The following is a 25,332-nucleotide window of genomic DNA, read 5'->3' on the forward strand; positions in this document are numbered from 1 at the left end:
GGACTCCGGCGGCACGGCTAGGAGGCAGAGCATGGGACGAACTCTGGCGGAGAAGGTGTGGGACTCCCACGTCGTGGGGGAGCGCTCTGGCGGCCCGGATCTTCTGTACATCGACCTGCACCTGGTCCACGAGGTCACCAGTCCGCAGGCCTTTGACGGGCTTCGCATGGCAGGGCGTCGAGTCCGACGGCCGGACCTCACCGTGGCCACCGAGGACCACAACGTCCCAACCAGCGACATCGACAAACCGATCGCCGACCCCGTCAGCCGTGCGCAAGTCGAAGCGCTACGGGCGAACTGCGCTGAGTTCGGTGTCCCCCTGTACTCCCTCGGCGACGTCGAGCAAGGCATCGTGCACGTTGTCGGCCCCCAGCTTGGCCTGACCCAGCCGGGCATGACCGTAGTCTGCGGCGACTCGCACACTTCCACGCACGGAGCGTTCGGCGCGCTGGCGTTGGGCATCGGAACCAGCGAGGTTGAGCACGTACTGGCGACGCAGACTCTGTCGCTGAAGCCCTTCAAGACGATGTCGATCACCGTAAGGGAGGAGTTGCCGCAAGGCGTCACCGCCAAGGACCTGATCCTGGCCACGATCGCTCAGATCGGTACTGGCGGGGCACAGGGCCACGTCATCGAGTATCGCGGCCCGGCGATCCGTTCTCTGACGATGGAAGAGCGGATGACCGTGTGCAATATGTCGATCGAGGCCGGGGCTCGCGCGGGGATGATCGCCCCGGACGAAACGACCTTCGACTACCTCAAGGGCCGGCCCCGCGCGCCCACGGGGGATCAGTGGGACAAGGCGGTTGAGTACTGGCGATCTCTGGCAAGCGATGACGATGCTCAGTTCGACACCGAAGTCGTCGTCGACGCCTCGCGTCTCGAGCCGTTCGTCACGTGGGGCACGAACCCAGGTCAGGGACTGCCGCTGTCGGGACGCGTTCCGGATCCATTCGACTTCGATGACGAGGGCGAGAGGATGGCGACTGAGCGGGCGTTGGACTACATGGGTCTGGCCCCTGGCACTCCACTTCGTCAGATCGGCGTCGACGTCGTCTTCGTTGGGTCATGCACGAACGGGCGAATAGAGGATCTTAGGGCCGCTGCCAACGTGATGCGCGGCCGCGAAGTTGCCCCCGGAGTGCGCATGCTGGTTGTGCCGGGTTCGGTGCGCGTGAAACAGCTCGCCGAAGCCGAAGGACTGGGGGAGGTGTTCATCGCGGCGGGCGCCGAATGGAGGGAAGCTGGTTGTTCGATGTGCCTGGCCATGAACCCGGACAAGCTGGCTCCCGGCCAACGATGCGCATCGACGTCCAACCGGAACTTCGAGGGCCGACAGGGTCCCGGTGGGCGGACCCACCTAGTGTCACCGCAAGTCGCCGCTGCCACGGCTGTCAAGGGGACGTTCGCATCACCCGAGGATCTGGTACGGGACTAGGGAGCAAGCGATGGATGAATTCACCGTCCACGTCGGGACCGGCGCGCCGTTGAGGCGCAGCTATGTCGATACCGACCAGATCATTCCGGCGGAGTATCTGAAGAGGATCACCAAGACCGGATTCGCCGACGGGCTCTTCGCGGCCTGGCGGCTAGATCCGGACTTCGTGCTGAACAAGCCGGAATTCGCGGCAGCGACGATCCTCGTCGCTGGTTCGGACTTCGGCACTGGGTCTTCACGTGAGCACGCTGTGTGGGCACTTCAGGATTACGGTTTCCGGGTCGTGATCTCTTCCCGGTTCGCTGACATCTTCAGGGGCAACGCCGGGAAGAACGGACTGCTACCGGCGATCGTCGAAGCTGACGCGGTCGAGCGCCTGTGGCAGCTGATCGAGGCGGATCCGCTGCTTGAGATCGAGGTCGACCTCGACGCGCGGACGATTCGCGCTGGGGTGGGGGACCCCCAGCGAAGTGGGGGAGAGGTCATCGAATTCCAGGTGGACGCCGACATTCGGCAGCGCCTCCTGAGCGGCCTGGACGACATCGCCGCGACGTTGGAGCTGGGGGCTTCGATCAGTGAGTTCGAGTCAACTAGGCCTGAGTTCATGCCGACGACGACCCTGGCGACTTGAGCAAATCGGCGTGGCGTTCGCATTGGCCCGCACTCTCCACTAGGGTTCGCTGAAGCGGACTACCGCCGCTCACAAGGGAGGGATCCTGTGAACAGGGCTGAGTTGATCGACGCGCTGGCCGAGCGTCTAGAGAAAGGCCGCAAGGAAGCGTCAGAGACGCTTGACGCAGTACTAGATGAGATCAAGAAGGCTGTAGCTGCCGGCGAGAAGGTTTCGCTTGGCGGTTTCGGGGTTTTCGAGAACCTCGCCCGTACAGCTCGCGACCCCCAGACGGGGGAGGCTGTGAAGCTCAAGGCTCAGGAGATTCTGAAGTTCAGGCCGGGCGCGGATTTCAAGGCGCTCGTGGCGAGCGCGCAGAAGGCAGTCGCGGATCGGATCGCGGCGGCGAAGAAGGCCCCGGCGAAGAAGGCCTGATCTGGCGTCAGCTGGGGTCGACAAGTCCCAGCGCGCGCGCAAAGGCTGAGGTCTGTGTTCCTGCGCCGCTGACGACTGCGGCGCGCAGGTGCGCAAGGGTGTCGACGTCGCGGCGCAAACGTTGCCATCGGTCATCAACGAGTTCAATGGCGCCCGTGTCTGCGTGCGTTGCGCGCGAGCGGCGGCCCATGCTGGGTCTCAGTCCTGCGGGGTTTCGGGATCCCAGCATCACGGTCCCAATCGAGTCAGCGTCCGGCACGAACCAGCGCTCCTGGTCGCCTGCCCGATTCAGGATGGCATCGAGTTGTTCTCCGCTGGCGCATGGAATGTCCGCCACCATCACTGCCACCGGGCCGCACAGCCCGGCTTGCTTGATCGCCGACGTGATGGCTTGGTTCACTCCGCGATCGTCGTCTTGCAGGATCAGCTTGATCTTGTTGTCCAGAAGATCCGACAGCATGGTCTCTGCGGAGACGACTACCACTTCGCCGATCAGACAGGATTCTCGACAGGCGGCCAGGACATCCAACAGCAGGGCTCTAGCCAGATCGGCGCGTACTGACGGCGGTGCTTGGAGCCGGGTCTTGGCCCGCGCGAATGTCTTGACGGGTATAACTGCAGACCGCTGCGCGGCCTCGGAAGCGGAGTCTGGTGGCATTTCGTTTCGTGGATTCTCCGTTTCCAGCGGTCTTGATGATCAAGATAGTGGTCAATCGCGTCGACACCCGGCGTCGCTAGGGCGAGGATAGGCGCACAGCACAGGGAAAGGCGTTTGCGATGTTATTCCCCAAGGGCCAGGCACTGGGCCCCTGGTACAGGTTCGCTGTTTGCGTCCTGTGGCCGCCCATGATGGGCCTGACCCGCCGGGACTGGCGCGGGGCGGAGCATCTGGGTAAGCCAGGCGAAGGATGCGTGGTGGCTGCCAATCACCTGTCTTGGTTCGACCCCATCGTTGTGGCGCACTTCCTCAATGACAACAATCGCGCCCCGCGTTTCCTCGCCAAGGACAGGATCTTCGAGATGCCCGTGGTTGGTTCGATCGTGGGTAACTCGGGCCAGATCCCCGTCTATCGCGCCACTGACAACGCCTCGGACGCTGTTCGGGCGGCGGTCGATGCGGTCGAACAGGGCGAGGCGGTCCTCGTGTACCCCGATGGCACCCTCACCCGAGATCCCGATCTTTGGCCCATGACGGGGAAGACAGGTGCGGCCCGGATCTCATTGCTGAGTGGGTGTCCTGTGATTCCAGTCGCGCATTGGGGGGCTCAGGATGTGATGCGCCCGTACAAGAAGGAACTCCGGGTGCTACCTCCCAAGACCATGCGCGTTGCGGCTGGGCCTCCGGTGGATCTCGATGACCTGCGTGGTCTTCCTATGACCACGGAGGTCGTGGAGGAAGCGACGACGAGGATCGTTGACGCGATCACGGATCTGCTGGCCGACCTACGGAACGAACGCCCGCCGACCGAGCGCTGGAGCAGGCGACTCGGAAAGCGTGTGCCCGTTCACAGGGGCCTGGGCAAGGCGAAGAGTCCGCCGCCCAAGACGGTCGCGAACCAGGGAAGCAAGAAGGCCCCACGCAGGAACGACGCATCCCCTCCGAGACCTAGAACGAGTACCGGCCCGAGTCGCAAACCACACTCGGCCGCCGCAGACGCTAGTTGACGCCAGTTGTCGCAAGTTAGGGAGTGAGCATGACACGTATCGCGGTAATGGGAGCCGGCTCGATGGGCACGTGCTTCGGCATGATCATGTCAGACGCCGGGGGAGAAGTTGGCCTTTGGGCGCGCGAGACGGAGGTCGCGGAGGACATCAACCGCAACCACCGGAACGAGATGTTCCATCCAGGATTCGACCTGCCTCGCCCCCTGTGGTGCAGTAACGACGCTGAGGAGGTCATGAGCAGGGCTGAGATCGTCGTCCTGGCTTTGCCAGCTCAAGTCCTCCGTTCGAATTTGGAGCTATGGCGCGATGTGATCCCGGCCGACGCCTTGCTCGTCACGCTGATCAAGGGCATAGAGCAGGGCACCAAGATGCGCATGACCCAGGTGATCGCGGAGGTCGCCGATGTACCGGCGGAACGTGTCGCCGTTGTGTCAGGGCCGAACCTGGCCCGGGAGATCATCCAGCGGCAACCGGCGGCGACGACCGTTGCCTGTGTGGACAAGGGTGCTGCCCAGAAACTGCAGGAAGCGGCCAGTACGGGGTACTTCCGCCCATACTTCACGACCGACGTCGTTGGTGTGGAACTGGGCGGATCGGTGAAGAACGTGATCGCCCTGGCGAACGGAATGGCCGTCGGGCAGGGCTTCGGTGAGAACTCCCAGGCCGCGCTGGTTACTCGAGGGCTGGCCGAGATGGTTCGACTGGGTGTGGCCATGTCAGCGAATCAGCTCACCTTCATCGGCTTGGCGGGCGTCGGTGACCTGCTGGCCACGTGCAATTCGCCTCTCTCGCGCAACCGAACGTTTGGGGAGAATCTCGGAAAGGGCCTGACGGTAGAAGAGACCGTCGCCGTCACGAAGCAGACGTGTGAAGGGGTCAAGAGCTGCCAACCGATTCTCGAGATGGGCCAGGACGCCGGCGTGGAGATGCCGATCACTCAGCAGGTCGTTGAGGTGGTTCATCACGGTATGAAGCCGCGCGACATGCTCTACAACCTGATGTCGCGGCCCGTTCGCGCGGAACAGGGCCAGTCCTCGTAGTGGCTCCAAGCGCGAGGGAGACACGATGGAATCTCGCGGGTGCATTGTCCTGATCCGCCATGGGCAGACGGAGTGGAGCCTGAGCGGTCAGCACACAGGGCGCACCGACATGCCGTTGACTCCAGCGGGCGCGGCGGATGCGGCCGCGCTTCGTCCCGTCCTAAGGCGTTGTGACTTTGGCCTGGTCTTGATCAGTCCACTGCGGCGGGCGCGCGACACGGCGCGGATGGCCGGCCTGTCCGGCCAGACAGACGCTGACCTGCTCGAGTGGGATTACGGCGCGTGGGAGGGCAGGACGAGCGCAGACATTCGCGGTGACCTGAAGGATCCCTCGTGGACGATTTGGAACCGACCGATCCCGCCAGGCGCGACGCCCGGGGAGCAGTGCGAAGACGTCGCGACTAGGGCCCGACGGGTGCTGGGTCGTTGCACTCCGGTTCTGGAGTCGGGCGAAGATTGCGCCCTGGTGGCTCACGGTCACTTTCTGCGGATACTGACAGCCACCTGGCTGGGCATGCCCGCGATCGGCGGACGGCTGTTCACTCTGGACGCTGGATCACTGTCGCGTCTGGGTTTCGAGAATCAACAAGAAGTGATCCTCTCGCTCAACGCCAGGCCAGACAGGCCGTCCGGGTCGTCTCCCCCTCCTCCCCCACTTCATGGGGGAGCGGGCGGTACCCCCAGGTCGGGCGCGCCTCATCCCCACATGTAGTTGAGTCTGTATGGTCCGAGTGTGCGGACACCACGAGCGCGCGTCGCGGTCTTGTTCGGGGGGCGCAGCAGTGAGCACGCGATCTCCTGCGTGAGTGCTGGCGGAATCCTGAAGGCGATCGACCGCACTATCTACGACGTCGTTCCGATCGGTATCACCCCGAGCGGCCAGTGGGTCCGCGAATCCGACAACGCCGATCGGTTGGCCATCATCGATGGCGTGCTGCCGAGCGTAGCCCCAGACGGGCATCGGGCCATCTTGTCCCTTGACCACAGCACTCGCGGAATCTGGTTCGAGACGCCCGGGGGAGAGCGCCAGTTCGAGGCCGTGGACGTCGTGTTCCCCGTGCTGCATGGCGCGAATGGCGAGGACGGGACGATTCAGGGTGTCTTCGAGATAGCCGGGCTTCCATACGTTGGCTCTGGGGTCTTCGCCTCGGCGGCATGCATGGACAAGGGGCATGCCAAGCCGCTGCTCGCCAGCCAGGGGATCCCGGTAGGAAGCTGGTACGCGTTTCATGCCAGAAGCTGGGCCGTCGCACCGGAGCAGATGCTCGATCGCATCTCGCAGCTGGGCATGCCGTTGTTCGTCAAGCCATCGCGCGCCGGGTCGAGCGTCGGGGTGTCGAAGGCTCACGACCAGCAGGAGCTGGTGTCCGCGATCGAGCTTGCCCTGCGGCACGATCCGCGTGTGATCGTTGAGGCAGCGGTCGAGGGCGCACGGGAGATCGAGTGCGGTGTGCTGGTCGGGCCAGATGGTGTGGCCAGAGCCAGTGTCTGCGCTGAGATCCGCGTCAGGGAAGGCCACGAGTTCTATGACTTCGGCGCCAAGTACCTGGACGACTCAGCGGAGTTGATCGTCCCCGCGCGGTTGCCGGGTCAGGTCGAGAAGACGGTGCAGGACCTGGCACTTCAGGCGTTCGCGGTAATGGGATGCGAAGGACTGGCCCGGGTCGACTTCTTCGTGGGGGCAGACGGGCGGGTGGTGTTGAACGAACTCAACACGATGCCCGGCTTCACGCCGATCTCGATGTATCCCAGGATGTGGGCTGCCAGCGGCGTCGAATACGCGGATCTGATCGACACCCTGATCCAGGAGGCACTGTCCCGTTCGCCGGGTCTTCGGTGACTGCTGGCCGCGTGGCGGCCCGCGCTGCGCTCTCCACTACCGTGGAACCGGCGTGAACCGGCCTAAGCGAGAGGTGCAGCAGTGGGCGAAACCGTGGCGGAGGTAGGCGAGTTCGGGCTCATCGATCGGATCCGGGAGAGGCTGTCCGGGTCCCCGGGAGTTTCCGTCGGTGTGGGCGACGACGCCGCGGTCCTGGCCATGCCGGGGGAGACGGTGCTGTGCACAGACGCGCTCGTTGAGGGCAAGCACTTCAAGCTCGATTGGTGCTCGGCCGCTGACGTCGGTCACCGTGCCGCCGCCGCGAGCATGTCTGACATCGCCGCTATGGGAGCCAGGCCACGGGCGCTGGTCGTGTCACTCTGCCTTCCCGCTGACGCGTCGGTTGACTGGGTCATGGAGCTCGTCGACGGCATGTCCGATGAGGCCGCGGAAACCGGGGCATCGCTAGTGGGTGGCGACCTGGCTCGCTGCGACACGGTCGTTGTCTCAGTGGCGGCAGTCGGGGGCGTGGCTCCTGGACGGGCGGTTACTCGCTCTGGTGCGCGGCCCGGCGACGTCGCAGCTATCGCGGGCAGGCAGGGTTGGGCTGCGGCCGGGCTCACGGTCCTGTCCCGAGGATTCCGATCGCCTCGGGCACTCGTGCAGGCCTATCAGCGCCCAAATCCTCCTTACTCCAGCGGGCCAGGGGCCATGGAAGCCGGGGCGACGTCAATGATCGACGTCAGCGACGGACTCCTGGCAGACCTGCGACACATCGCGGTGGAGTCGAAGGTGCTGGTAGATCTGGAGTCGGGTCTGATTCCGCTGGCTGATCAGCTCAGCGAAACCTCGTCAGCTTTCAACGTTGATCCCCTCACCTGGGTGCTCGGCGGTGGCGACGATCATTCGCTAGTAGCAACGTTCCCCTCAGGCGCCCGATTGCCGGAGATGTTCACGCGAATCGGACGGGTCGTCGACCTGGCTGGCGGGCCGGCAGGGGTGTCGGTTGACGGACGGCTCTGGAGCGGGCAAGGCGGAGGTTACGACCACTTCCGCTGACGCCTCTGGACGCCCGCAGCCCGTAGGGGCCGCAGGGTGCGCCCCTCTAGCTGGGCGTGACCTTCCCGGCCTTCAGACAAGAAGTGCACACGCGGACCCGCGTGACCGCGCCTTTCACCTTCGTACGTACCGTCTGGATGTTCGGGTTCCACCGTCGCTTGGTCCGGCGGTGGGAGTGGGAGATGGCGTGACCGAATCCAGGGCCTTTGCCACACACGTCACACTTGGCTGCCACTTGGCACACTCCATCCATGCTCAGCCAGGCATCCTGGCTAGGGGAACGATCCAGGGTATCCGAGCGCAACGGCGGGGCGAAATCGCCATGGTCAGATCGCTCACAGTAGCGTGATGTCTGTCCGCGGGTCTGCCAGAGGAAGGCTGTGCGATGTCAGAGGTCGTCGGTGCCGGACTGCTGCGTTCCTGGGTGAGTGCGGCCGTTACCGCGTTGGGGGAGTCTCGTGCGGAGATTGACGCCCTGAACGTGTTCCCGGTTCCGGACGGGGACACCGGGACCAACATGTACTTGACCATGGAAGCCGCCGAGTTGGCCATGGCCGAGGTTGATGAGCACCTACCGCCCGTGGGCGAAGCACGCACCATGACTGGGCTGGCGGCAGCACTGACCAGGGGCGCGTTGCTCGGTGCCCGTGGAAACTCTGGAGTGATTCTGTCGCAGATTCTGCGCGGGATGGTTCGCATGGATCCTGTGACAGGCGGGCATCTGCGAGACGCGGCGGACGCGATTAGGACTGGGCTCGATGAGGCTTCCACACTCGCCTACTCGTCGGTGGCCAGGCCCGTGGAGGGCACGATGCTGACGGTTGTGCGGGCCGCGGCGGAATCGGCCGCGTCCTGCGAATCGTCCGAAGTGGCTGACGTCGTGATCGCGGCCGCGGATGGAGCCTCGCGAGCGTTGGCGGCGACACCGGAGATGCTGCCGGTCCTGGAGCAGGCCGGCGTCGTCGATGCTGGCGGCAAGGGTGTCTGCGTGATCCTGGACGCCCTCGCGGAGGTTGTGACTGGAGTCCGCAAACCCCGTTCGCTCGAGCACGCGAAACTGCCGACCGTGATCATGCCAGCGGACGGATACGAAGGACCTAGATACGAGGTCATGTACCTGCTGGAAGCCGACGATGACCGCGTGCCTGACCTGAAGCGGGATCTGGATTCGCTGGGCGAATCGCTGGTCGTGGTCGGGGGTGATCGGCTATGGAACATCCACGTGCACGTCGACGACGCTGGCGCGGCCATCGAGGCCGGGATGGCGTGCGGTCGTCCCTACCGGCTGAGGGTCACCTGGCTGACCGACACGGGGGCAGCCGTACGGCAGCGTGGATTGGAGGGACGCGGGGTCGTCGCGGTGGCTCACGGCCCAGGAGTGGTGGCTCTCCTGGAGAAGTTGGGCGTTGAGCCAGTGCCGTCACAGCCGAGGATCGCTCCCTCGACGGGTGAGATCCTCGCCGCCGTGGCCAAATGCGGAGCCGGCGAGGTCGTGATCTTGCCCAGCGACAAGGACACAAGACCAGCAGCGGAGGCAGCGGCGGTGACCGCTCGCCAGCAGGGCACGCGGGTGGCTGTCGTTCCTACCCGGTCGATCGTGCAGTCGTTGTCCGCGATAGCGGTTCACGACCCGGGGCTGGCCTTTGATGATGACGTCGTGTCGATGTCACGGGCCTCCGGCGCGACCCGGTACGGCGCCGTGACCGTCTCATCTCGTGACGCCATGACTTCAGCCGGCCTGTGCAATACCGGCGACATCCTGGGCGTCGTGGACGGGGACATCATCGAGGTCGGCTCCGATGTGTTTGATGTGGCCGTGAACACCATTGAGCGCCTGATGTCGGCTGGCGGCGAGCTGGTGACAATCGTTACCGGAGCCGATGCCGAGGAGTCCGCCGTCGATGAGCTGAAGCGCTCCATCTGTGAGTCTCACCCTGGGGTAGAGGTCGAAGTATTCGAAGGCCTACAGCCGTACTGGCCGCTCATCTTCGGCGTTGAGTAGGACCCGCGATCCAGCGACACGGGCTGTCCACAGCGGCGAGCGGTACCGGCCTAGTGTCGGCCCCAGCGGCTAGGCTCAGGCGCAACCGGCCAGATAGCGCAGGGGGGGTGCCATGACCATTGAGCCGATCGAAGCTGACGATCCCGAGAGCCACTCGGCCGACATTGTCAGCGCCAACATTGACACACTCCGGACCATCCTCCCCGACGCCTTCACTGAGGACGGCGTCGACTTTGACGTGCTGCGGCAGCTTCTTGGGGACGACATCGCCGACAGTGATGAGAAGTACGGACTGACATGGCACGGCAAGCGCAACGCCCGCAAAGCGGCACTCACTCCCAGCACGGGGACACTGCGACCGGCACCCGAGGACAGCCTCGACTGGGACACCACAGGCAACCTCATGATCGAAGGCGACAACCTTGAGGTTCTGAAGCTTCTGCAGAAGTCCTACTCCGGCCGCGTCAAGCTCATCTACATCGACCCGCCGTACAACACCGGCAACGACTTCGTCTACAAGGACGACTTCCGCAACCCCATCGGCCACTACCTCGACGTCACACAGGGCCGCCTCACCAGCAACCCCGAGACCTCCGGCCGGTTCCACACCGACTGGCTCAACATGATGTACCCGCGGCTCATGCTCGCCAGGAATCTGTTGCGGGACGACGGAGTGCTCTTCGTCAGCATTAACGGCGGGGAGTTGGCCAATCTCAAGCTCTCTCTGGACGCCGTTATTGGTGCGGAGAATGCCGTGGCCACGGTCACTTGGCTGAAGCGAGTATCGCCCGCAAACGATGCCAAGTGGTTCAGCTCGGACCATGACTACATCGTGGCTTACTCAAGAAGCAAGTCGTCCCTGTCTCCTGAGTGGAAGACGTCCGCGTCGGATGTATAGGAAGTCCTGCTTGAAGTGGAACGGGACCTGCTCGATCGGTTTGACGACCTGGATGAGTTGGGGGCCGAGTACAGGACGTGGTTCTCCGAACACAAGAGAGAGCTGCGACCGATGGATCGATACAAGTACATCGACTCTGACGGCATATACATCGGCAGTCAGAGCGTGCACAACCCAGGCAAGGAGGGGTACCGCTACGACGTCATCCACCCAATCACTGGGCGTCCATGCAAGCAGCCACTGATGGGCTACCGCTTTCCCGAGACGACGATGTGCGAACTGCTGGACGCCGACAAGATCCTGTTCGGCGATGACGAATCCAAGATTATCGAGCTGAAGGTCTATGCCCGGGACTACACGGACAAACTGCCCAGCGTCCTGACCTTGGACGGCCGCCTGGGAGCCTACGACCTTCGTGACCTGTTCCCCGAGGTATCGAAAGCCTTCACGAACCCGAAACCAGTTCGACTGCTGAAATCAATCTTCTCCTTCGTGCTCCATGATGACGACATCGTCCTGGATTTCTTTGCTGGCTCGGGAAGTACTGCACATGCTGTGATGAACATGAATGTCTCCGGGGAACACAATCTTCGATTCTTCCTGGTCCAACTAGACGAATCGCTGGACGAGACAGCAACCAATTCCCAGGCGGCAGCGGTCCTTTCGAAACTTGGGAAGCCGCTCAACATAGCCGAGATTACGAAGGAGAGATTGCGCCGTGCGGCTCGGAAGGTCACGGCCGGTGCAACCAGCGGGCCGCCGGAGTTGTTCGGATTCCGGGTCTTCAAGCTCGACTCCTCGAACATTCGGGCTTGGGACCCGGACCCGGCCGACCTTGAGGAGGCCCTGAGGCTGAGCGTCGAGCACGTAGTAGAGGGCCGCACGGAGCAGGATCTGCTGTACGAGGTGCTGCTGAAGCGGGGGCTGGACCTGTGCGTTCCGATTGAGACGCGCGAGATCGGTGGCAAGAATGTCCACTCGATCGGCGGTGGAGTGCTCATGGTTTGCCTCGCTGAGGAGTTGACTGGGTCCGATGTCGAGGCCGTGGCGAAGGCGATCGTGACCTGGCGCCGCGAGCTAGAGACGTCAAGCGACATGGCCATCGTGTTCCGGGACAGTGCCTTCGTCGACGACGTGGCCAAGACGAACATGGCCGAGATCCTCAAGCAGAACGACCTGACCAACGTGCGCAGCGTCTAGGGCACTGGTAATGGCGACCATGAAGCTCCGCTTCGAGGCCGACCTGGAGTATCAGGCCGACGCCATCGACGCCGTGTGCGGCCTGTTCACGGGCCAGGAGATCTGCCGGACGGAGTTCACGGTGACCAGCGCGGCCCTCGGCGGGCAGGCGGTCCTTGGTCCGGATCAAGTGGACACGGGCCTGGGAATCGGGAACCGGCTGGCTTTGGGGGATGGGCAGTTGCTCGCCAATCTCAACGTAGTCCAGGCTCGCCACAGCTTGGCCCCGAGCGAGGAACTCCCAGCCCGGGACTTCACGGTCGAGATGGAGACCGGCACCGGCAAAACGTACGTCTACTTGCGGACTGTGTTCGAACTCAACAAGCGCTACGGCTTCACCAAGTTCGTCATCGTCGTGCCGTCGATCGCCATCAAAGCGGGTGTGTACAAGACGCTTCAGATCACCCGGGACCACTTCAGGGCGCTGTACTCCGGTATCCCCTACGACTACTTCCTGTACGACTCGGCAAAGCTCGGCAACGTCCGCAACTTCGCTACCAGTTCCCAGATCCAGATCATGGTGATGACGGTCGGCGCCATCAACAAGAAGGACACCAACAACCTCTACAAGGACACCGAGAAGACAGGCGGAGACAAGCCGATCGACCTGATCCGGGCGACCAACCCCATCGTCATCGTTGACGAGCCCCAGAGCGTCGATGGGGGCTTGAAGGGCGCCGGGAGGAAAGCCCTCGACGGCATGAACCCCCTGTGCACGCTGCGCTACTCCGCGACCCACGTCGACAAGCACGCCATGGTCTACCGCCTCGACGCGGTGGACGCATACGAGCAGGAACTGGTCAAGCAGATCGAAGTCGCCTCGGCGACGATCCAGGCAGCGCACAACCGGCCCTACATCAAGCTACTGTCCACGAGCGGGCGCGGCGCTACCATCACGGCGTCGGTGGAACTGGACGTGGTCGCGGCGGGCGGGAAGGTATCCCGGAGAGCAGTCACTGTGCGCGATGGGGACGACCTGCGGCAAACCACGAGACGTGACGTGTACGCCGACATTTCCATCGGCGAGATCAAGGTCGGCCGGGGGAGACAGACCATTGAGGTGCTAGCTCCGGGTGACGCTCGCTGGCTGGCGGTCGGCGAGTCCATTGGCGATGTGGACCCCGCCCTACTCCATCGAGAGATGATCCGCCGCACGATCCGTGAACACCTGGACAAGCAGTTACGCCTGCGCGACCGTGGAGTCAAGGTCTTGAGCCTGTTCTTCGTGCCCCACGTTGCCCTGTACCGGGAGTACACGGACGAGGGGCCAGTGAAGGGCCCGTACGCCCTGATATTCGAGGAGGAGTACCTCCGGCTGGCCAAGCACCCGGACTACAAGGGCCTGTTCGACGATGCCGAAGACCTCGCTGAGACCGTTGAGAAGGTCCACAACGGGTACTTCTCCATGGACAGGTCCGCCCGGTGGACCGACACCGCGGAGAGCAACGAGACAGGACGCGAAGCGGCAGGACGTGCCTACGACCTGATCATGAAGGACAAGGAGAAGCTGCTTTCCCTGGACACCCCGCTGCAGTTCATCTTCAGCCACTCAGCCCTCAAGGAGGGCTGGGACAACCCCAACGTGTTCCAGATCTGTTCGCTCCGGGACATGAGCAGCGAGATCCAGCGCCGCCAGACCATCGGCCGGGGACTGCGGTTGTGCGTGGATCAGAACGGTGACCGCCTACGCGGTTTCGACACCAACACACTCACTGTCATCGCTACCGAGAGCTACGAGGACTTCGCGGCGAACCTTCAACGCGAGATCGAGGATGACACCGGAATCCGGTTCGGCGTGGTCGAAGCACACGCTTTCGCCGGCATCGCCGTCGTGGATCCAGCCGGAGCCGTGACCTCACTCGGCTACGAGAAATCAATCAAGCTATACGGCTACCTCCGCGAGGAGGATTACGTTACCGCTGATGGCAGGATCAAAGCCTCCTTGCGCGAGGCACTCCGGGACGACACTCTCGCGGTTCCGCGGGACTTCGCGGGCCAGCGTGACGCGATCGCCGAGGTCCTGAAGAAGCTGGCAGGGCGGTTGACCGTGAAGGATGCCGATGAACGGCAACAGGTCAAGCCGCATGCGCAGGTCCTGGACAGTGAAGAGTTCCAGGCGCTGTGGGAGCGCATCAAACACAAGACGGCCTACCGCGTGAAGTTCGACAACGACAAGCTCATCGCCGAGTGCGTAGCGGCACTGCGCGACGCTCCTGAGGCGAGCGTCTCCACGCTGCGTTGGCGGAAGGCCACTGTTGGACAAGACCGGGCGGGCATTGACACCGCCGAGGTCGAAGGCGCTCAGACGGTGCGCTTGAAGGAGGCCCCCGATGCTTTGCCGGATCTTGTTACCGAACTTCAAGACCGCACCCATCTGACCCGACGTACCATCGCCCAGATCCTGACCGGCTCCGGTCGGCTCAGCGATTTCCGCCTGAACCCGCAGGAGTTCATCTCTGTAGCAGCCGATGCGATCAACCGGTGCAAGCGGCTCGTCCTCGTGGACGGCATCAAGTACGAACGGCTCGGCGCCGACGAGTACTACCACCAGACGTTGTTCCGCACCGAGGAACTGCGGGGCTACGTCAAGGGCCTGATCCCGGCCACCAAGGCGGTCTACGAACAGCTAGTGCTGGACTCCGGCATCGAGCGGAGATCCGCGGCCGAGCTCGAAACCGTTAGCGCCGTCAAGGTGTACGCGAAGCTCCCGGGCTGGTTCAAGGTCCCGACTCCTTTGGGGCCCTACAACCCGGACTGGGCCGTGCTGATCCTGAACGATGAAGGGGAACGCGTGTACTTCGTGGTCGAGACGAAGGGGTCCATGGACGTTCTGGACCTGCGCACGACTGAGAGAGGCAAGATCGGCTCAGCGAAGGCCCACTTCGACGAGTTGGCGGCCACAACATCTACGCCGCCGGCCGCTTCGTACCGGCAAGCGAAAACGCTGGGTGACATCTGGCCATGAGCGGTACCGCGCCTGGACCACTGACCTCAGGCAGCCCGGGCCCGGTGCGGACCCAGAAGCCGGAGCGTGCGGCGTTGCCGACAGGGCATCAGGGTCGGGTGAGAGGCTTGGACACGTGGCGGATATCAATGATCGGTTGACGTCGGTCGTTGGGGGCCGCACGGCCAAAGCCCTGTCGGAATCATTCGGGATGAAGACCGTCGCGGATCTGCTAGATCACATCCCCCGGCGATATGTCCGCAGGGGAGAGCTGACGGACCTGGACAGTCTGCGCGTGGATGAGCACGTCACCGTCATGGCGCAGATCGACGGAGTGAAGCTGATTCCGTTCCGCGGGAGTCGGAATCGCACGCGCATCGAGGCCGTCGTTACGGACGGGACCGCCAAGCTCAATCTGACCTTCTTCAATCAGCCGTGGCGCGTGAAGGACCTCGTACCCGGTCGGCGCGCCCTGTTCACCGGGAAGGTGGGCACTTTCCGTGGGAAGCGTCAGTTGGCTCATCCGGACTACCTGCTCCTGCCGGCAGATGGTGACACGGGTGACATCGCGCGGATGTTCGCTGGCTCGCTAGTCGCCGTCTATCCGGCAACTGCCCGAGTGTCGAGTCTGACCATCATGCGGACGGTCGACCTTGTCCTGGCCGGGCTCGGCGACGTGCCGGATCCGGTGCCGGACGCCATACGCGCCAAACATGGGCTGCTACCGCTTCGCGAAGCTCTGGAGGGGATCCACAAGCCATACACAGACGCCGAAGTCGCCGCCGCCCGGCGCAGGTTGAAGTACGACGAGGCGTTCGTGCTTCAGGCGGTGCTCGCGCAGAGACGGCTTCACACAGAGAGCCTGTCCGCGACGCCGCGTCCGGCGACGGAGGATGGCCTGCTGGCCGCCTTCGACGCTAAGTTGCCGTTCGAGCTGACTGCGGGGCAGCTCGAGGTGGGAGACGTTGTTCGTCGCGGCCTCGCGTGCTTCTACCCGATGCACCGGCTACTCCAAGGCGATGTCGGGTCGGGCAAGACGGTTGTGGCTCTACGGGCGATGCTCCAGGTCGTCGATGACGGCGGCCAGGCAGCGATGTTGGCGCCGACGGAGGTCTTGGCGCAGCAGCACTACCGCTCACTTCTCAACTTCCTCGGGCCACTCGCGGGCGGCGGCATGCTCGGTGGTAGCGACAAGGCGACGTGCGTGGCCTTGCTGACGGGCTCGCTGTCGGCGGCTGCCAGGAAGCAAGCTCTGTTGGACATCGCGTCCGGTGCCGCGGGGATCGCGGTCGGCACTCACGCGTTGCTTCAGGACAAGGTTCAGTTCGCCGACCTCGGACTGATAGTCGTGGACGAGCAGCACAGGTTCGGAGTCGAGCAACGTTCCGCGCTGCTAGACCGAGTCTCGGGGGAACGGCCACACCTCCTTGTCATGACCGCGACTCCGATTCCTCGCACGGTCGCAATGACCGTGTTCGGAGACCTCGAGACGAGCACGCTGCGCGAGCGACCCGCGGGACTTCAGGTCATCGAGACGCACGTCGTTGGCGAGATCGACCAGCCGTCGCACCTTGAGCGTGTTTGGCTAAGGGCGGCCGAGGAAGTCCGGTCCGGTCAGCGTGTATTCGTGGTGTGTCCGCGCATTGATGACACTGGGCAGGCTGAGGATCTCCAGGACGAGGAAGGCGATCCGGATGCGGAACGCCCGTCGCTGAGAACCGTGGTCGAAACCCTGGCGGCGCTGAAGGATGGCCCGCTGTCAGGTTGCCGTATCGCCGCCCTTCACGGCCGCCTGCCCTCCGATGAGAAGGATGCCGTCATGCGTCGCTTTGGGGCTGAGCGCGGTGCGGCGGACGCTCTTGACGTTGTCGTGGCCACGACCGTGATCGAAGTCGGCGTTGACATAGCCCAAGCTTCAACAATGGTGATCATGGACGCGGACCGCTTCGGGGTTTCGCAGTTGCATCAGCTACGCGGACGAGTTGGCAGGCGCGGGCAACCGGGGCTGTGTCTGCTTGTGACGCGGTCCGAGCCGGGGTCTCCCGCGCGCGAGCGCCTGGAGGCCGTAGCTGCGACGAGCGACGGGTTCGAGCTCGCCCGCATCGATCTGCAGCAGAGGCGGGAGGGCGACGTCCTCGGAACAGCCCAGTCGGGTTTGCGTTCCTCACTGCGGTTGCTGTCGGTTCTGCGGGACGAAGACGTGATTCAGGACGCCCGGCGGGACGCGAGCGAAGTGCTACAGAAATCCCCTGACCTGGCGGCCCACCAGGCCCTCCTTGCCGCGATCAGCCGCTTCCAGTCAGAGGATCGAGCAGAGTACCTGGACAAGACGTGACTCGCGTCATCGCCGGATCGGCGAAGGGTCGCAGATTGAAGGTACCGCCCAGCGGGACCAGGCCGACTTCCGATCGCGTCCGCGAGGCGATGCTCAGCGCCGTGGAGAGCCAGATGGGTTCCGTTTCAGGGCGGCGAGTTCTGGACCTGTTCGCCGGCACAGGTGCCCTCGGGATCGAGGCGCTGAGCCGAGGCGCGGCCAGCGCCTTGTTCGTCGAGTCGGACCGCGCGTGCGCCAGGGTGCTTGGCGAGAACCTGAGAAACCTGAGGCTGACCGGTGGAAGTGTCTGTGTGATGCGCGTGGACAAGCTCACAGGCATGGCCGTCGGCGAGCCAGTGGACCTGGTCTTCGCCGATCCGCCGTACGAGACCGATCCAGCCGAACTGTCGGCCCAGATCGGTCGGCTCGCGCTGGGCGGATGGCTGAACACGCCGTGTCTTGTCGTCGTTGAAGGCTCGGCGCGCTGGGCCGACTGGTCGTGGCCATCGTCTGTGCGGCCGCTGCGTGAACGCCGGTACGGGCAGACGCGGGTTTGGTACGGTCTAACGGGAACGCCGCAGGTCCAGGAAGGGGCTGAGCCCACATGGTGACGGCTGTTTGCCCAGGCTCGTTCGATCCGGTGACCAATGGGCACATGGACGTGTTCGCGCGAGCCTCAGCCCTGTTCGAAGAAGTCACAGTCGCCGTCTTGATCAACAAGACGAAGGCCGGACTGTTCACGGTGCAGGAGCGGATCGAGATGCTGACCGACTGTCTTGAGCCGTTCCACAACGTGAAGGTCGACTGCTTTCACGGGCTGTTGGTCGAGTACTGCCTGGAACACGACATCTCGATCATCGTCAAGGGCCTGCGAGCGGTGTCTGACTTCGACTACGAGCTACAGATGGCCCAGATGAACTACAGACTGTCCGGGGTTGAGACCCTGTTCCTGTCGACGAACCCTGTCTACGGGTACCTTTCGTCGAGCCTGGTGAAGGAGGTGGCCAATCATGGTGGTGACGTCAGCGGACTCATCCCCGATTCTGTGCTGCCCCAGCTGCTGGGGAAGCTGCGAGCCGATACGACCTAGGGGTGACAGATGAGCACAGCATCGGACGGTCCCGATTCAACAGCACCGGGCATCCTTGAGCAGATGGACTCTCTAGCCGAGTTCATCAGCTCCGCTCGACCCAGGGCCCTGGGTGGAGGCGTGATCATCGACAGGGCCCGGGCCTCGGAGCTGATTCTGGCCGCACGGGCGGCTATTCCCGATGCGATTCGGGCGGCCAAGGACGTAGTGTCCCGCCGGGACGAGATCATCGCGGCCGCTGCGGATGAAGGCAAGACGATCCTGGCCGCTGCGCGCGACGAGCGCGATCGGCTGCTCGCCGAGCACGAGGTCACGCTTGTCGCCCATCAGAAGGCTGATGAGATCCTCGCCGCGGCGAGCCGCGAATCCGCGAACAAGCGGGCCGAAGTGGACGCCTACGTGGATGGGAAGCTGGCCGCGTTCGAGGCGACCCTGAGCCAGACTCTTGAGGCGATCGCCCATGGGCGCCGTCGGTTGGCCGATCGAGCGGAATCTGGAGAACGCTAGTGGCGGGCCGGACGGTGAGGCAGCGCACCGAGGCCGATGCCAACGACCCCTTGGTGATCGACAGCAGGAGCCTGACGCGTCAACCCGGCTCTTCGGACGTGCGCACAGCGGAATTCCCAGTGCCGGAGAAGGTGGGCAACGACGTCGCTTGGGTTGAGCCTGGCGCGCTGGCCCGGCTGAGGATACTGCTGGAGTCGGTCCTGGACGGAATCCTCGTCACGGCCGACGGCGTAGTTGGGGCGCGCGGGGAGTGTGTTCGATGCCTGGAGCCCTTGAAATGGGACCAGGAGATCTCGTTCAGGCAGTTCTTCACTTACCCCGGCGTCGGCGATGGCGCCGGTGACGACGAGGCCGAAGACGTCGCCGAGATGCACGGTGACTTGATGGACGTTCGACCAGCGTTTCACGATGCGGTAGTGCTGGCACTACCCTTGACTCCGTTGTGTCGGCCGGACTGCGCTGGGCTCTGCGCCGAGTGCGGTTTCAAGCTCGCGGATGACCCGCAGCACCGACACACCAAGATCGATCCAAGGTGGTCGGCGCTGGCTGGGTTGCCGGAGGCTGGCTCCCAGGTGAAGGAGAGTGACTGACGTGGCCGTACCTAAGAGGAGACAGTCCCGCGCGAACACGCATGCCCGGCGCTCGCAGTGGAAGGCCGCGCCGGTGACTTTGACAGCGTGTGACCGTTGTGGCTCGGCCAAGCTCCCTCACACCGCATGTCCGACCTGCGGTACGTACAAGAAGCGTCCAGTCCTGAACGTGTGATCGGCGTGGGCGTACAGCCGGGTTCGAACACTTCCGAGCTGTGCGACCGGCTCGGTGTGAATATCGCGCCCGAGGTCCTGAACGAGGCGCTCACTCACCGCTCCTACGCGTATGAACGCGGGGGTTTGCGGCCCAACGAGAGGTTGGAGTTCCTCGGAGACGCTGTGCTGAGCATCGTGGTGACGGACGCGCTGTACCGCCGCAACCCCGAGGCTCCCGAAGGACGGCTCGCCAAGATGAGATCAGCTTTGGTGAACGCCAAGGCCCTGGCCTGCCTCGCCGAGAGCCTCCAACTCGGCGAATTCATCTTGCTTGGCAAGGGAGAGTCGGCGACGGGCGGCGCCGCCAAGACGTCGATTCTCGCGGACACCATGGAGGCCGTCATGGGGGCCGTCTACATCGATCAGGGCCTGGAAGTCGCGGCCGCGATGATCCGCCGCCTAATCGACCCGATGATGGAAGAGACAGAGGCGCTTGGAGCCGCGCTGGACTGGAAGACGAGTCTGCAGGAGTTGGCGGCGCGACTCGGCCTTGGAGCTCCGGAATACGTGCTGCGGGCGGAGGGCCCAGATCACGACAAGCTCTTCTCGGCGCAGGTCCAACTCGCCGATGGTCTGCATGGCCATGGCGAGGGGCGCACGAAGAAGGACGCGGAGCAGCAGGCGGCCCGGCTGACGTTTTCCGAACTTTCTGGGGCTGGGACTTCGGGCGACGGCGATTGAGTAGCGCGCGGGGGCTTCACGTCGGCACCAGGAAGTGAGAGACTCTCCATCTGGGGTTCTGACGTTCTGTATTCCGTCGGGGACGGAGGGGATGACACATGGCCAAGGCTCTCTTCGGGCATATGGGAAGATCTGAAACTCGTCTCGCGGCGGAAATCGCGAGCCTTCGACGTCGCGTGCGTGAGCTGGAGTCGGAAGTGGCGCGGCTCAGAGCTGATGAAGTCCGGTTCGATGATCTTGAGTCAGAGCTGCGCGAAGTCGTAGTTGCCTGAGCTTCTGCTGGCGCGCCGAACGCGGCAAGCGGACACCGCGGGTTAGCCTGCTGCCGTCACCCGTGATCGGCGATGATTCCTGTCCGAGGAGTTCAGCTTGCATCTGAAGAGCCTGACGATGAAGGGCTTCAAGTCCTTCGCGCCGCCAACGACCCTGGTGCTTGAGCCCGGCGTGACGTGCGTGGTCGGGCCGAACGGTTCAGGTAAGTCGAACGTCGTCGACGCGCTGTCATGGGTAATGGGCGAGCAGGGTCCGAAGAGCCTGCGCGGCGGGAAGATGGAAGACGTCATCTTCGCCGGCACCTCTGGCAGGGCTCCGCTTGGACGTGCGGAGGTCAGCCTCACCATCGACAACTGCGACGGGGCGTTGCCGATCGACTACGCCGAAGTGACCATCTCCCGGATCATGTTCCGGTCGGGCGGGTCGGAGTACTCGATCAACGGTTCCCCGTGCCGGTTGCTGGACGTTCAGGAGTTGCTGTCCGACTCCGGAATCGGCCGCGGGATGCACGTCGTGGTGGGGCAGGGTCAACTCGACGCGATTCTTCACGCCACTGCCGAGGACCGGAGGGGCTTCATCGAGGAGGCTGCCGGCGTCATCAAGCACCGGCGCCGCAAGGATAAGGCGCTTCGCAAGCTTGACGCTTTGAACGACAAGATGAACCGCTTGGCGGATCTCACAGCCGAACTGAGACGGCAGCTCAAGCCCCTGGGCCGACAGGCTGAGGTGGCGCGGCGCGCTGTGGTTGTGCAGGCCGATGCCAGGGACGCCCGGCTGCGGCTGCTCGCCGACGACCTGCACCAGATGCGGTCCCAGCTGGAGCTGGAACAGGCCGACGAGGCAGTGGTTCGTGAGCGCCGAGGGGAGATCGAGGCGCTGCTCCTGGCGGACCAGGCGCGCGAGGCCGAGCTGGAGTCGGGAGCCGAAGCTGTGGCACGCGAGCTGTCAGACGTACAGGAATTGTGGTTCGGGCTGTCTGGAACCGCGGAACGCTTCCGTTCTGTTGCGTCCGTCGCGCGGGAGAGGTCCCGGAACTTGGTGGACGGCAGCGCCTTGCGGGGTGGTACCGATCCAGAAGCGATGGAGGCTGAGGCTGGTGAACTTGAACGCGAGGACGCGGACATGGAGTCGAGCGTTCGTCGGCACGTCGAGGAACTCGCCGAGCGCTCGGCCGTCCGGCTGCGCTGCGAAGCGGAGATGGCGGAATTGGAGCGGCGCCTGGACTCCTCGCGCGTAGCCGAGTCCGACCGTCGCGAGAAGCTGGCGCGAGTTGCCGGGGAAGTCGGCGCGATCCGCCCAAGGCTGGAGGCCCGCGAGTCGGAACTCGCCCTGGCCCGTCCCGCTGTTCTGGAGGCGGGTGGGCTGGCTGAGGAGGCTTCGGCCAAGTTCGCGCGCCTGGAGCAAGAGGTCGTTGGTCTTAGTGACGGCGAAGTGGGGCTGGACGCGAGGTACGAGGCAGCTGCCGTGAACCGGGACAAGGCCGATCGCGAACTGTCTGATCTGCGAGCGGAGGAAGCCGAGATCGTGCGGTTGCGCGCTGCGGCCGCTGCCCGCGTGGAGGCCCTGGGCGCCGCCGTCCGCTCATCTGATGCGACGCCGGATTGGGTGTTCGATGATTCGGGCGTTCATGGGTCCCTGTCGGATCTGATCCGCCCGCGGCCAGGTTACGAACGAGCTCTGGCGGCGGCACTGGGGGACCTTGCTGGCGGTGTATTGGCCGACACACTTCAGATAGCGGCGCGGATCGCCGCGGCCACGCCGGACTCGGCGGTGAAGTTCCTGGTGCCAGGCGAGGATTTGGTAGCAGGCGGCGGTTCCGCGGGGGACTTGGGCAGTGGCGCTGGGTGGCTGACAGATTTCGTTGACATCGCCGAGCCCGCGCGCGCGGCCTTGGGGGGTCTGCTTCGGGACACGGCGTTCGCCGAGACACTGGACCAGGCCGTCGAACTCGTCAGCCGAGGCACCGTCGTTCGCGCCGCGACCGCCGCCGGGGACCTGGTGTCCAGAGATCAGCTGAGGTCGGGAGCGCCTGGGGAAACGTCCGTCATCCAGCTCGTCGCTCAGCGGGATGAGGCTGAGAAGGTCGCGGCTGATCTCGAGGCCCAGGTTCACCGGTTGCGATTCAAGACCGAGGCAGCAGAGGACAAGGCGGCGGAGGCCCAGCGGGACCTGGACTCGGCCCTGGCGGAGCTCAACGCGTCCGATGCGGCGATGGCTGCCGCCGCGGACCGGTTGGCGGCGCTGGCTGGCCAGGTGAAGGCGGCCCGAGCTGATGAGGCGAGGTTGAGCGAGTCGAGTTCCACAATCGAACGGGCTTTGGAGCACGACCGAGTGAAGCTGTCTGAGATCTCACAGAGGCTGGAGGAACTGCGATCCGCCGTGCCGGATGTTGACTTGCCGATCGGCGATCGGGATGAGATGGCCGCAGCCTTGGCCACTGCCCGTTCTGCCGAGACGGACGCCCGGCTCGCCTTGAGGATGGGGGAAGAGCGCGTTCGTGCGCTGCGAGCCCAAGTTGAACGACTACGGGCATCGGCCCAACGTGAGCGCGAGGCCCGGCGCGAGGCCGAGGTGCGTGGCCTTCGCCGCATGAGGCAAGCCGAGATTGCCCAGGCGGTGCTCGCTGCCGCTGAGATCGGTGCCGACCTGGCCGACGGTCTCGTGGGCGTGGCGGCCGCGGAGCGCACTCGAGCCGAGCAGGGTCGTTTGGAGCGGGACAAGACTCTTGCCGAGCTGCGCAGGCGGATCAGAGAGGCCGCCGCCGAGCTGGAGCGGCTAACAGATTCAGTCCACCGCGATGAGATGGTGCGCGCCGAGCAGCGAATCCGAATTCAGCAGATCGGCGACAAGTCGATGGAGGATTTCGGCGTTCCGACCGATGTTCTGCTGGGCGAATACGGGCCCGACGTGCTTGTTTCACCCAGTCTTCCTGAGCCAGGCCCAGCCGCGGATGATCGTCCCCCGCCAGAGGCCTACAGGTACGTCCGGGCCGAGCAGGAGCGCCGACTTGCTTCGGCGGAGCGGTCACTGGCGTTGCTGGGTCGGGTGAATCCGCTCGCGCTGGAGGAATTCGCCGCCCTGGAGGAGCGACAGCAATTCCTGTCGGATCAGCTCGATGATCTGCGGAGTTCACGCAGAGACCTGCTGACGATCGTCAAGGACGTCGATGATCGGGTGCAGCAGGTGTTCGCCGAGGCATTCGCGGACACTGCCCGGGAGTTCGAGCGCGTCTTTTCCCGGCTGTTCCCCGGCGGTGAAGGGCGGCTGATTCTGTCGGACCCAGACGACATGCTCGCCACTGGCGTCGAGGTTGAGGCCCGTCCCGCGGGGAAGAGAGTCAAGCGCCTGTCTCTGTTGTCCGGTGGCGAGCGGTCCCTGACAGCGGTTGCCTTTCTGATCGCGCTGTTCAAGGCTCGCCCGAGCCCGTTCTATGTGTTGGACGAAGTCGAGGCTGCTCTTGATGACGTGAATCTGGGCCGACTACTCGACGTGATCGACGAGTTGCGGCAGGACAGTCAGTTGATCGTCGTCACCCACCAGCGTCGCACGATGGAGGCGGCGGACGCGTTGTACGGAGTGGCCATGCGGGATGACGGAGTCAGCCAGGTGATCTCCCAGCGCCTGCGCGAGAAGGTTCTGCTCTAGCGGCCCTTCGGATTTGGGTGGGGGTCCCCCCACCCGCGAAGCGGGAAGGGGGAGGGGCGCGGCCTCGGGCACCCACCCCGGCTACTCCCGTAGTGGCGCTACTCCAGTAGTAGCGGCGGGGGTTTGTCGGTGATGGTGATTCCGGCTGGTGTTCGCCATGTCCAGCCGACCGCTGCCTCGTTGCCGTCTTGCCCTATCTTGGAGTCTGGGTCGAGGCCTGGGTCGAGGTCCCATCCGTGGTGGGTCTTCAAGCCGTGATGCCTCCGACACAACGGCCCCAGGTTCCGCGCTGTGGTAGCCCCCTTGGGCCACGCGATGGCGTGATCAAGATCGCAAACCTGGGACTGGCGGCGACAGCCAGGATGGCGGCAATACGGTTCACGGGCCCGAACCAACCGAGCCAACGCCGCACCCGGGGTATAGGTGCGAGAACCAGTCGCCGTCACCGTCGACGACGCCGCATCCCTGACCCAGGCCCTCCACGTTCCGTCGGCGGCCAGCTCACGAGCCACGGTGGCCGGGACCGGACCCAAACCAGTGACCTCGCCAGGGTCCTCGGCCAGTCCCAGCAGCGTGTCCAAACCAACGACGACGTTCACCTCAACACCGGTGGCGGCGGCGGAACCAGCGGCAGCGGCGGAACCAGCGGCAGCGGCGGAACCAGCGGCGGAGCCCGTGGGGTTGTTCAGGATTAGGTCGGTGAGGGTGTCGGCGCGGATTTGGTCGATGCGACGCCCTGTGCCGTCACTGGACATGCCTTTGGCGATCGCGGTTAGGCGCCGCCAGATCCTGCCGCCTTCTTCCTGGGGTAGTAGGGCGAGTAGTTCACACATGCCGTCTTGTTCGTCTCGTAACTCCACGCGGCGG

The 25,332-nt window shown here is 64.5% G+C and carries 24 protein-coding genes; 21 read left to right on the forward strand and 3 right to left on the reverse strand.

From position 1 onward, the window contains the following. Nucleotides 1–31: 31 nt before the first annotated feature. Genes leuC through Q8P38_09860 form a run of 3 tightly spaced genes read left to right on the forward strand, consistent with a single transcriptional unit; the run spans nucleotide 32 to nucleotide 2,483 of the window. The gene (gene leuC / locus Q8P38_09850; protein MDP4014905.1) at nucleotides 32–1,438 is read left to right on the forward strand and encodes a 3-isopropylmalate dehydratase large subunit; all 1,407 of its coding nucleotides are present in this window, start codon (nucleotides 32–34) and stop codon (nucleotides 1,436–1,438) included. Between the two features lie 10 nt (nucleotides 1,439–1,448). Next, nucleotides 1,449–2,069, forward strand: a complete 621-nt coding sequence (leuD, locus tag Q8P38_09855; GenBank protein ID MDP4014906.1) for a 3-isopropylmalate dehydratase small subunit — start codon at nucleotides 1,449–1,451, stop codon at nucleotides 2,067–2,069. Nucleotides 2,070–2,090: 21 nt separating this feature from the next. After that, nucleotides 2,091–2,483, forward strand: a complete 393-nt coding sequence (locus tag Q8P38_09860; GenBank protein MDP4014907.1) for an HU family DNA-binding protein — start codon at nucleotides 2,091–2,093, stop codon at nucleotides 2,481–2,483. 7 nt (nucleotides 2,484–2,490) lie between these two features. Here the strand turns inward: Q8P38_09860 and cofC are convergent, their stop codons facing one another. Continuing rightward, complete coding sequence (gene cofC, locus Q8P38_09865) at nucleotides 2,491–3,141, reverse strand: 2-phospho-L-lactate guanylyltransferase (protein ID MDP4014908.1); 651 nt, start codon at nucleotides 3,139–3,141, stop codon at nucleotides 2,491–2,493. Nucleotides 3,142–3,260: 119 nt separating this feature from the next. Between cofC and Q8P38_09870 the strand changes: the two genes are divergently transcribed. The 5 genes from Q8P38_09870 to Q8P38_09890 all read left to right on the forward strand — a co-directional run bounded on the left by Q8P38_09870 (nucleotide 3,261) and on the right by Q8P38_09890 (nucleotide 8,066). Further along, a complete protein-coding gene (locus Q8P38_09870; protein ID MDP4014909.1) occupies nucleotides 3,261–4,148 on the forward strand; it encodes a lysophospholipid acyltransferase family protein in 888 nt (295 codons plus the stop codon). A gap of 29 nt (nucleotides 4,149–4,177) precedes the next feature. Further along, nucleotides 4,178–5,188: an NAD(P)H-dependent glycerol-3-phosphate dehydrogenase gene (locus tag Q8P38_09875; GenBank protein ID MDP4014910.1), complete on the forward strand. Its 1,011-nt coding sequence runs from the start codon at nucleotides 4,178–4,180 to the stop codon at nucleotides 5,186–5,188. A 25-nt stretch (nucleotides 5,189–5,213) separates the two neighbouring features. Then, nucleotides 5,214–5,900, forward strand: coding sequence for a histidine phosphatase family protein (locus Q8P38_09880; protein ID MDP4014911.1), 687 nt, complete (start codon nucleotides 5,214–5,216; stop codon nucleotides 5,898–5,900). Nucleotides 5,901–5,921: 21 nt separating this feature from the next. Next, nucleotides 5,922–7,028, forward strand: a complete 1,107-nt coding sequence (locus Q8P38_09885; GenBank protein MDP4014912.1) for a D-alanine--D-alanine ligase family protein — start codon at nucleotides 5,922–5,924, stop codon at nucleotides 7,026–7,028. A gap of 81 nt (nucleotides 7,029–7,109) precedes the next feature. Continuing rightward, nucleotides 7,110–8,066 (forward strand): thiamine-phosphate kinase, encoded by a 957-nt coding sequence (locus tag Q8P38_09890; GenBank protein MDP4014913.1) that lies wholly within the window; start codon nucleotides 7,110–7,112, stop codon nucleotides 8,064–8,066. 46 nt (nucleotides 8,067–8,112) lie between these two features. On the opposite strand, the gene rpmB is transcribed toward Q8P38_09890, so the two are convergent. Continuing rightward, entirely contained in the window at nucleotides 8,113–8,301 is a 189-nt protein-coding gene (rpmB, locus tag Q8P38_09895) for a 50S ribosomal protein L28 (protein MDP4014914.1), read from the reverse strand. Nucleotides 8,302–8,451: 150 nt separating this feature from the next. Between rpmB and Q8P38_09900 the strand changes: the two genes are divergently transcribed. The 13 genes from Q8P38_09900 to smc all read left to right on the forward strand — a co-directional run bounded on the left by Q8P38_09900 (nucleotide 8,452) and on the right by smc (nucleotide 24,465). Next, nucleotides 8,452–10,068 (forward strand): DAK2 domain-containing protein, encoded by a 1,617-nt coding sequence (locus Q8P38_09900; GenBank protein MDP4014915.1) that lies wholly within the window; start codon nucleotides 8,452–8,454, stop codon nucleotides 10,066–10,068. Nucleotides 10,069–10,180: 112 nt separating this feature from the next. Beyond that, a complete protein-coding gene (locus Q8P38_09905) occupies nucleotides 10,181–10,966 on the forward strand; it encodes a site-specific DNA-methyltransferase (protein ID MDP4014916.1) in 786 nt (261 codons plus the stop codon). Nucleotides 10,967–10,981: 15 nt separating this feature from the next. After that, nucleotides 10,982–12,166 carry a DNA methyltransferase gene (locus Q8P38_09910; GenBank protein ID MDP4014917.1) on the forward strand — a complete coding sequence of 395 codons (1,185 nt, stop codon included), beginning with the start codon at nucleotides 10,982–10,984 and terminating at the stop codon, nucleotides 12,164–12,166. Between the two features lie 19 nt (nucleotides 12,167–12,185). After that, complete coding sequence (locus Q8P38_09915; protein ID MDP4014918.1) at nucleotides 12,186–15,170, forward strand: DEAD/DEAH box helicase family protein; 2,985 nt, start codon at nucleotides 12,186–12,188, stop codon at nucleotides 15,168–15,170. Between the two features lie 115 nt (nucleotides 15,171–15,285). Beyond that, on the forward strand, nucleotides 15,286–17,484 hold the full coding sequence (locus Q8P38_09920; protein MDP4014919.1) for an ATP-dependent DNA helicase RecG: 2,199 nt from the start codon (nucleotides 15,286–15,288) through the stop codon (nucleotides 17,482–17,484). Continuing rightward, a complete protein-coding gene (gene rsmD, locus Q8P38_09925; GenBank protein MDP4014920.1) occupies nucleotides 17,481–18,074 on the forward strand; it encodes a 16S rRNA (guanine(966)-N(2))-methyltransferase RsmD in 594 nt (197 codons plus the stop codon). The genes Q8P38_09920 and rsmD overlap by 4 nt, the downstream gene beginning before the upstream one ends. Further along, nucleotides 18,068–18,553, forward strand: a complete 486-nt coding sequence (coaD, locus tag Q8P38_09930; GenBank protein MDP4014921.1) for a pantetheine-phosphate adenylyltransferase — start codon at nucleotides 18,068–18,070, stop codon at nucleotides 18,551–18,553. Before rsmD ends, coaD begins: the two co-directional genes overlap by 7 nt. 9 nt (nucleotides 18,554–18,562) lie before the next feature. Further along, nucleotides 18,563–19,060: a hypothetical protein gene (locus Q8P38_09935; GenBank protein ID MDP4014922.1), complete on the forward strand. Its 498-nt coding sequence runs from the start codon at nucleotides 18,563–18,565 to the stop codon at nucleotides 19,058–19,060. Beyond that, on the forward strand, nucleotides 19,060–19,650 hold the full coding sequence (locus tag Q8P38_09940; GenBank protein MDP4014923.1) for a DUF177 domain-containing protein: 591 nt from the start codon (nucleotides 19,060–19,062) through the stop codon (nucleotides 19,648–19,650). Before Q8P38_09935 ends, Q8P38_09940 begins: the two co-directional genes overlap by 1 nt. A 1-nt stretch (nucleotide 19,651) precedes the next feature. After that, entirely contained in the window at nucleotides 19,652–19,825 is a 174-nt protein-coding gene (gene rpmF, locus Q8P38_09945; GenBank protein ID MDP4014924.1) for a 50S ribosomal protein L32, read from the forward strand. Further along, a complete protein-coding gene (gene rnc, locus Q8P38_09950; protein ID MDP4014925.1) occupies nucleotides 19,777–20,547 on the forward strand; it encodes a ribonuclease III in 771 nt (256 codons plus the stop codon). The genes rpmF and rnc overlap by 49 nt, the downstream gene beginning before the upstream one ends. Nucleotides 20,548–20,645: 98 nt before the next feature. Next, nucleotides 20,646–20,819: a hypothetical protein gene (locus Q8P38_09955; GenBank protein ID MDP4014926.1), complete on the forward strand. Its 174-nt coding sequence runs from the start codon at nucleotides 20,646–20,648 to the stop codon at nucleotides 20,817–20,819. 97 nt (nucleotides 20,820–20,916) lie between these two features. Next, a complete protein-coding gene (gene smc / locus Q8P38_09960) occupies nucleotides 20,917–24,465 on the forward strand; it encodes a chromosome segregation protein SMC (protein ID MDP4014927.1) in 3,549 nt (1,182 codons plus the stop codon). Nucleotides 24,466–24,563: 98 nt separating this feature from the next. Here smc and Q8P38_09965 read toward each other — a convergent pair. Next, nucleotides 24,564–25,332: DUF222 domain-containing protein (locus tag Q8P38_09965; protein ID MDP4014928.1), on the reverse strand; the 769-nt coding region annotated here is incomplete at its 5' end.

The organism is Candidatus Nanopelagicales bacterium (assembly GCA_030700225.1).
Lineage (GTDB): Bacteria > Actinomycetota > Actinomycetes > S36-B12.

Coding starts and splice junctions, on each gene's coding strand:
- Q8P38_09955 (MDP4014926.1), top strand. CDS start 20,646: ATGGCCAAGGCTCTCTTCGGGCATATGGGAAGATCTGAAACTCGTCTC.
- coaD (MDP4014921.1), top strand. CDS start 18,068: ATGGTGACGGCTGTTTGCCCAGGCTCGTTCGATCCGGTGACCAATGGG.
- Q8P38_09935 (MDP4014922.1), top strand. CDS start 18,563: ATGAGCACAGCATCGGACGGTCCCGATTCAACAGCACCGGGCATCCTT.
- Q8P38_09905 (MDP4014916.1), top strand. CDS start 10,181: ATGACCATTGAGCCGATCGAAGCTGACGATCCCGAGAGCCACTCGGCC.
- leuC (MDP4014905.1), top strand. CDS start 32: ATGGGACGAACTCTGGCGGAGAAGGTGTGGGACTCCCACGTCGTGGGG.
- Q8P38_09900 (MDP4014915.1), top strand. CDS start 8,452: ATGTCAGAGGTCGTCGGTGCCGGACTGCTGCGTTCCTGGGTGAGTGCG.
- Q8P38_09880 (MDP4014911.1), top strand. CDS start 5,214: ATGGAATCTCGCGGGTGCATTGTCCTGATCCGCCATGGGCAGACGGAG.
- Q8P38_09870 (MDP4014909.1), top strand. CDS start 3,261: ATGTTATTCCCCAAGGGCCAGGCACTGGGCCCCTGGTACAGGTTCGCT.
- Q8P38_09915 (MDP4014918.1), top strand. CDS start 12,186: ATGAAGCTCCGCTTCGAGGCCGACCTGGAGTATCAGGCCGACGCCATC.
- leuD (MDP4014906.1), top strand. CDS start 1,449: ATGGATGAATTCACCGTCCACGTCGGGACCGGCGCGCCGTTGAGGCGC.
- Q8P38_09875 (MDP4014910.1), top strand. CDS start 4,178: ATGACACGTATCGCGGTAATGGGAGCCGGCTCGATGGGCACGTGCTTC.
- rnc (MDP4014925.1), top strand. CDS start 19,777: ATGTCCGACCTGCGGTACGTACAAGAAGCGTCCAGTCCTGAACGTGTG.
- cofC (MDP4014908.1), bottom strand. CDS start 3,141: ATGCCACCAGACTCCGCTTCCGAGGCCGCGCAGCGGTCTGCAGTTATA.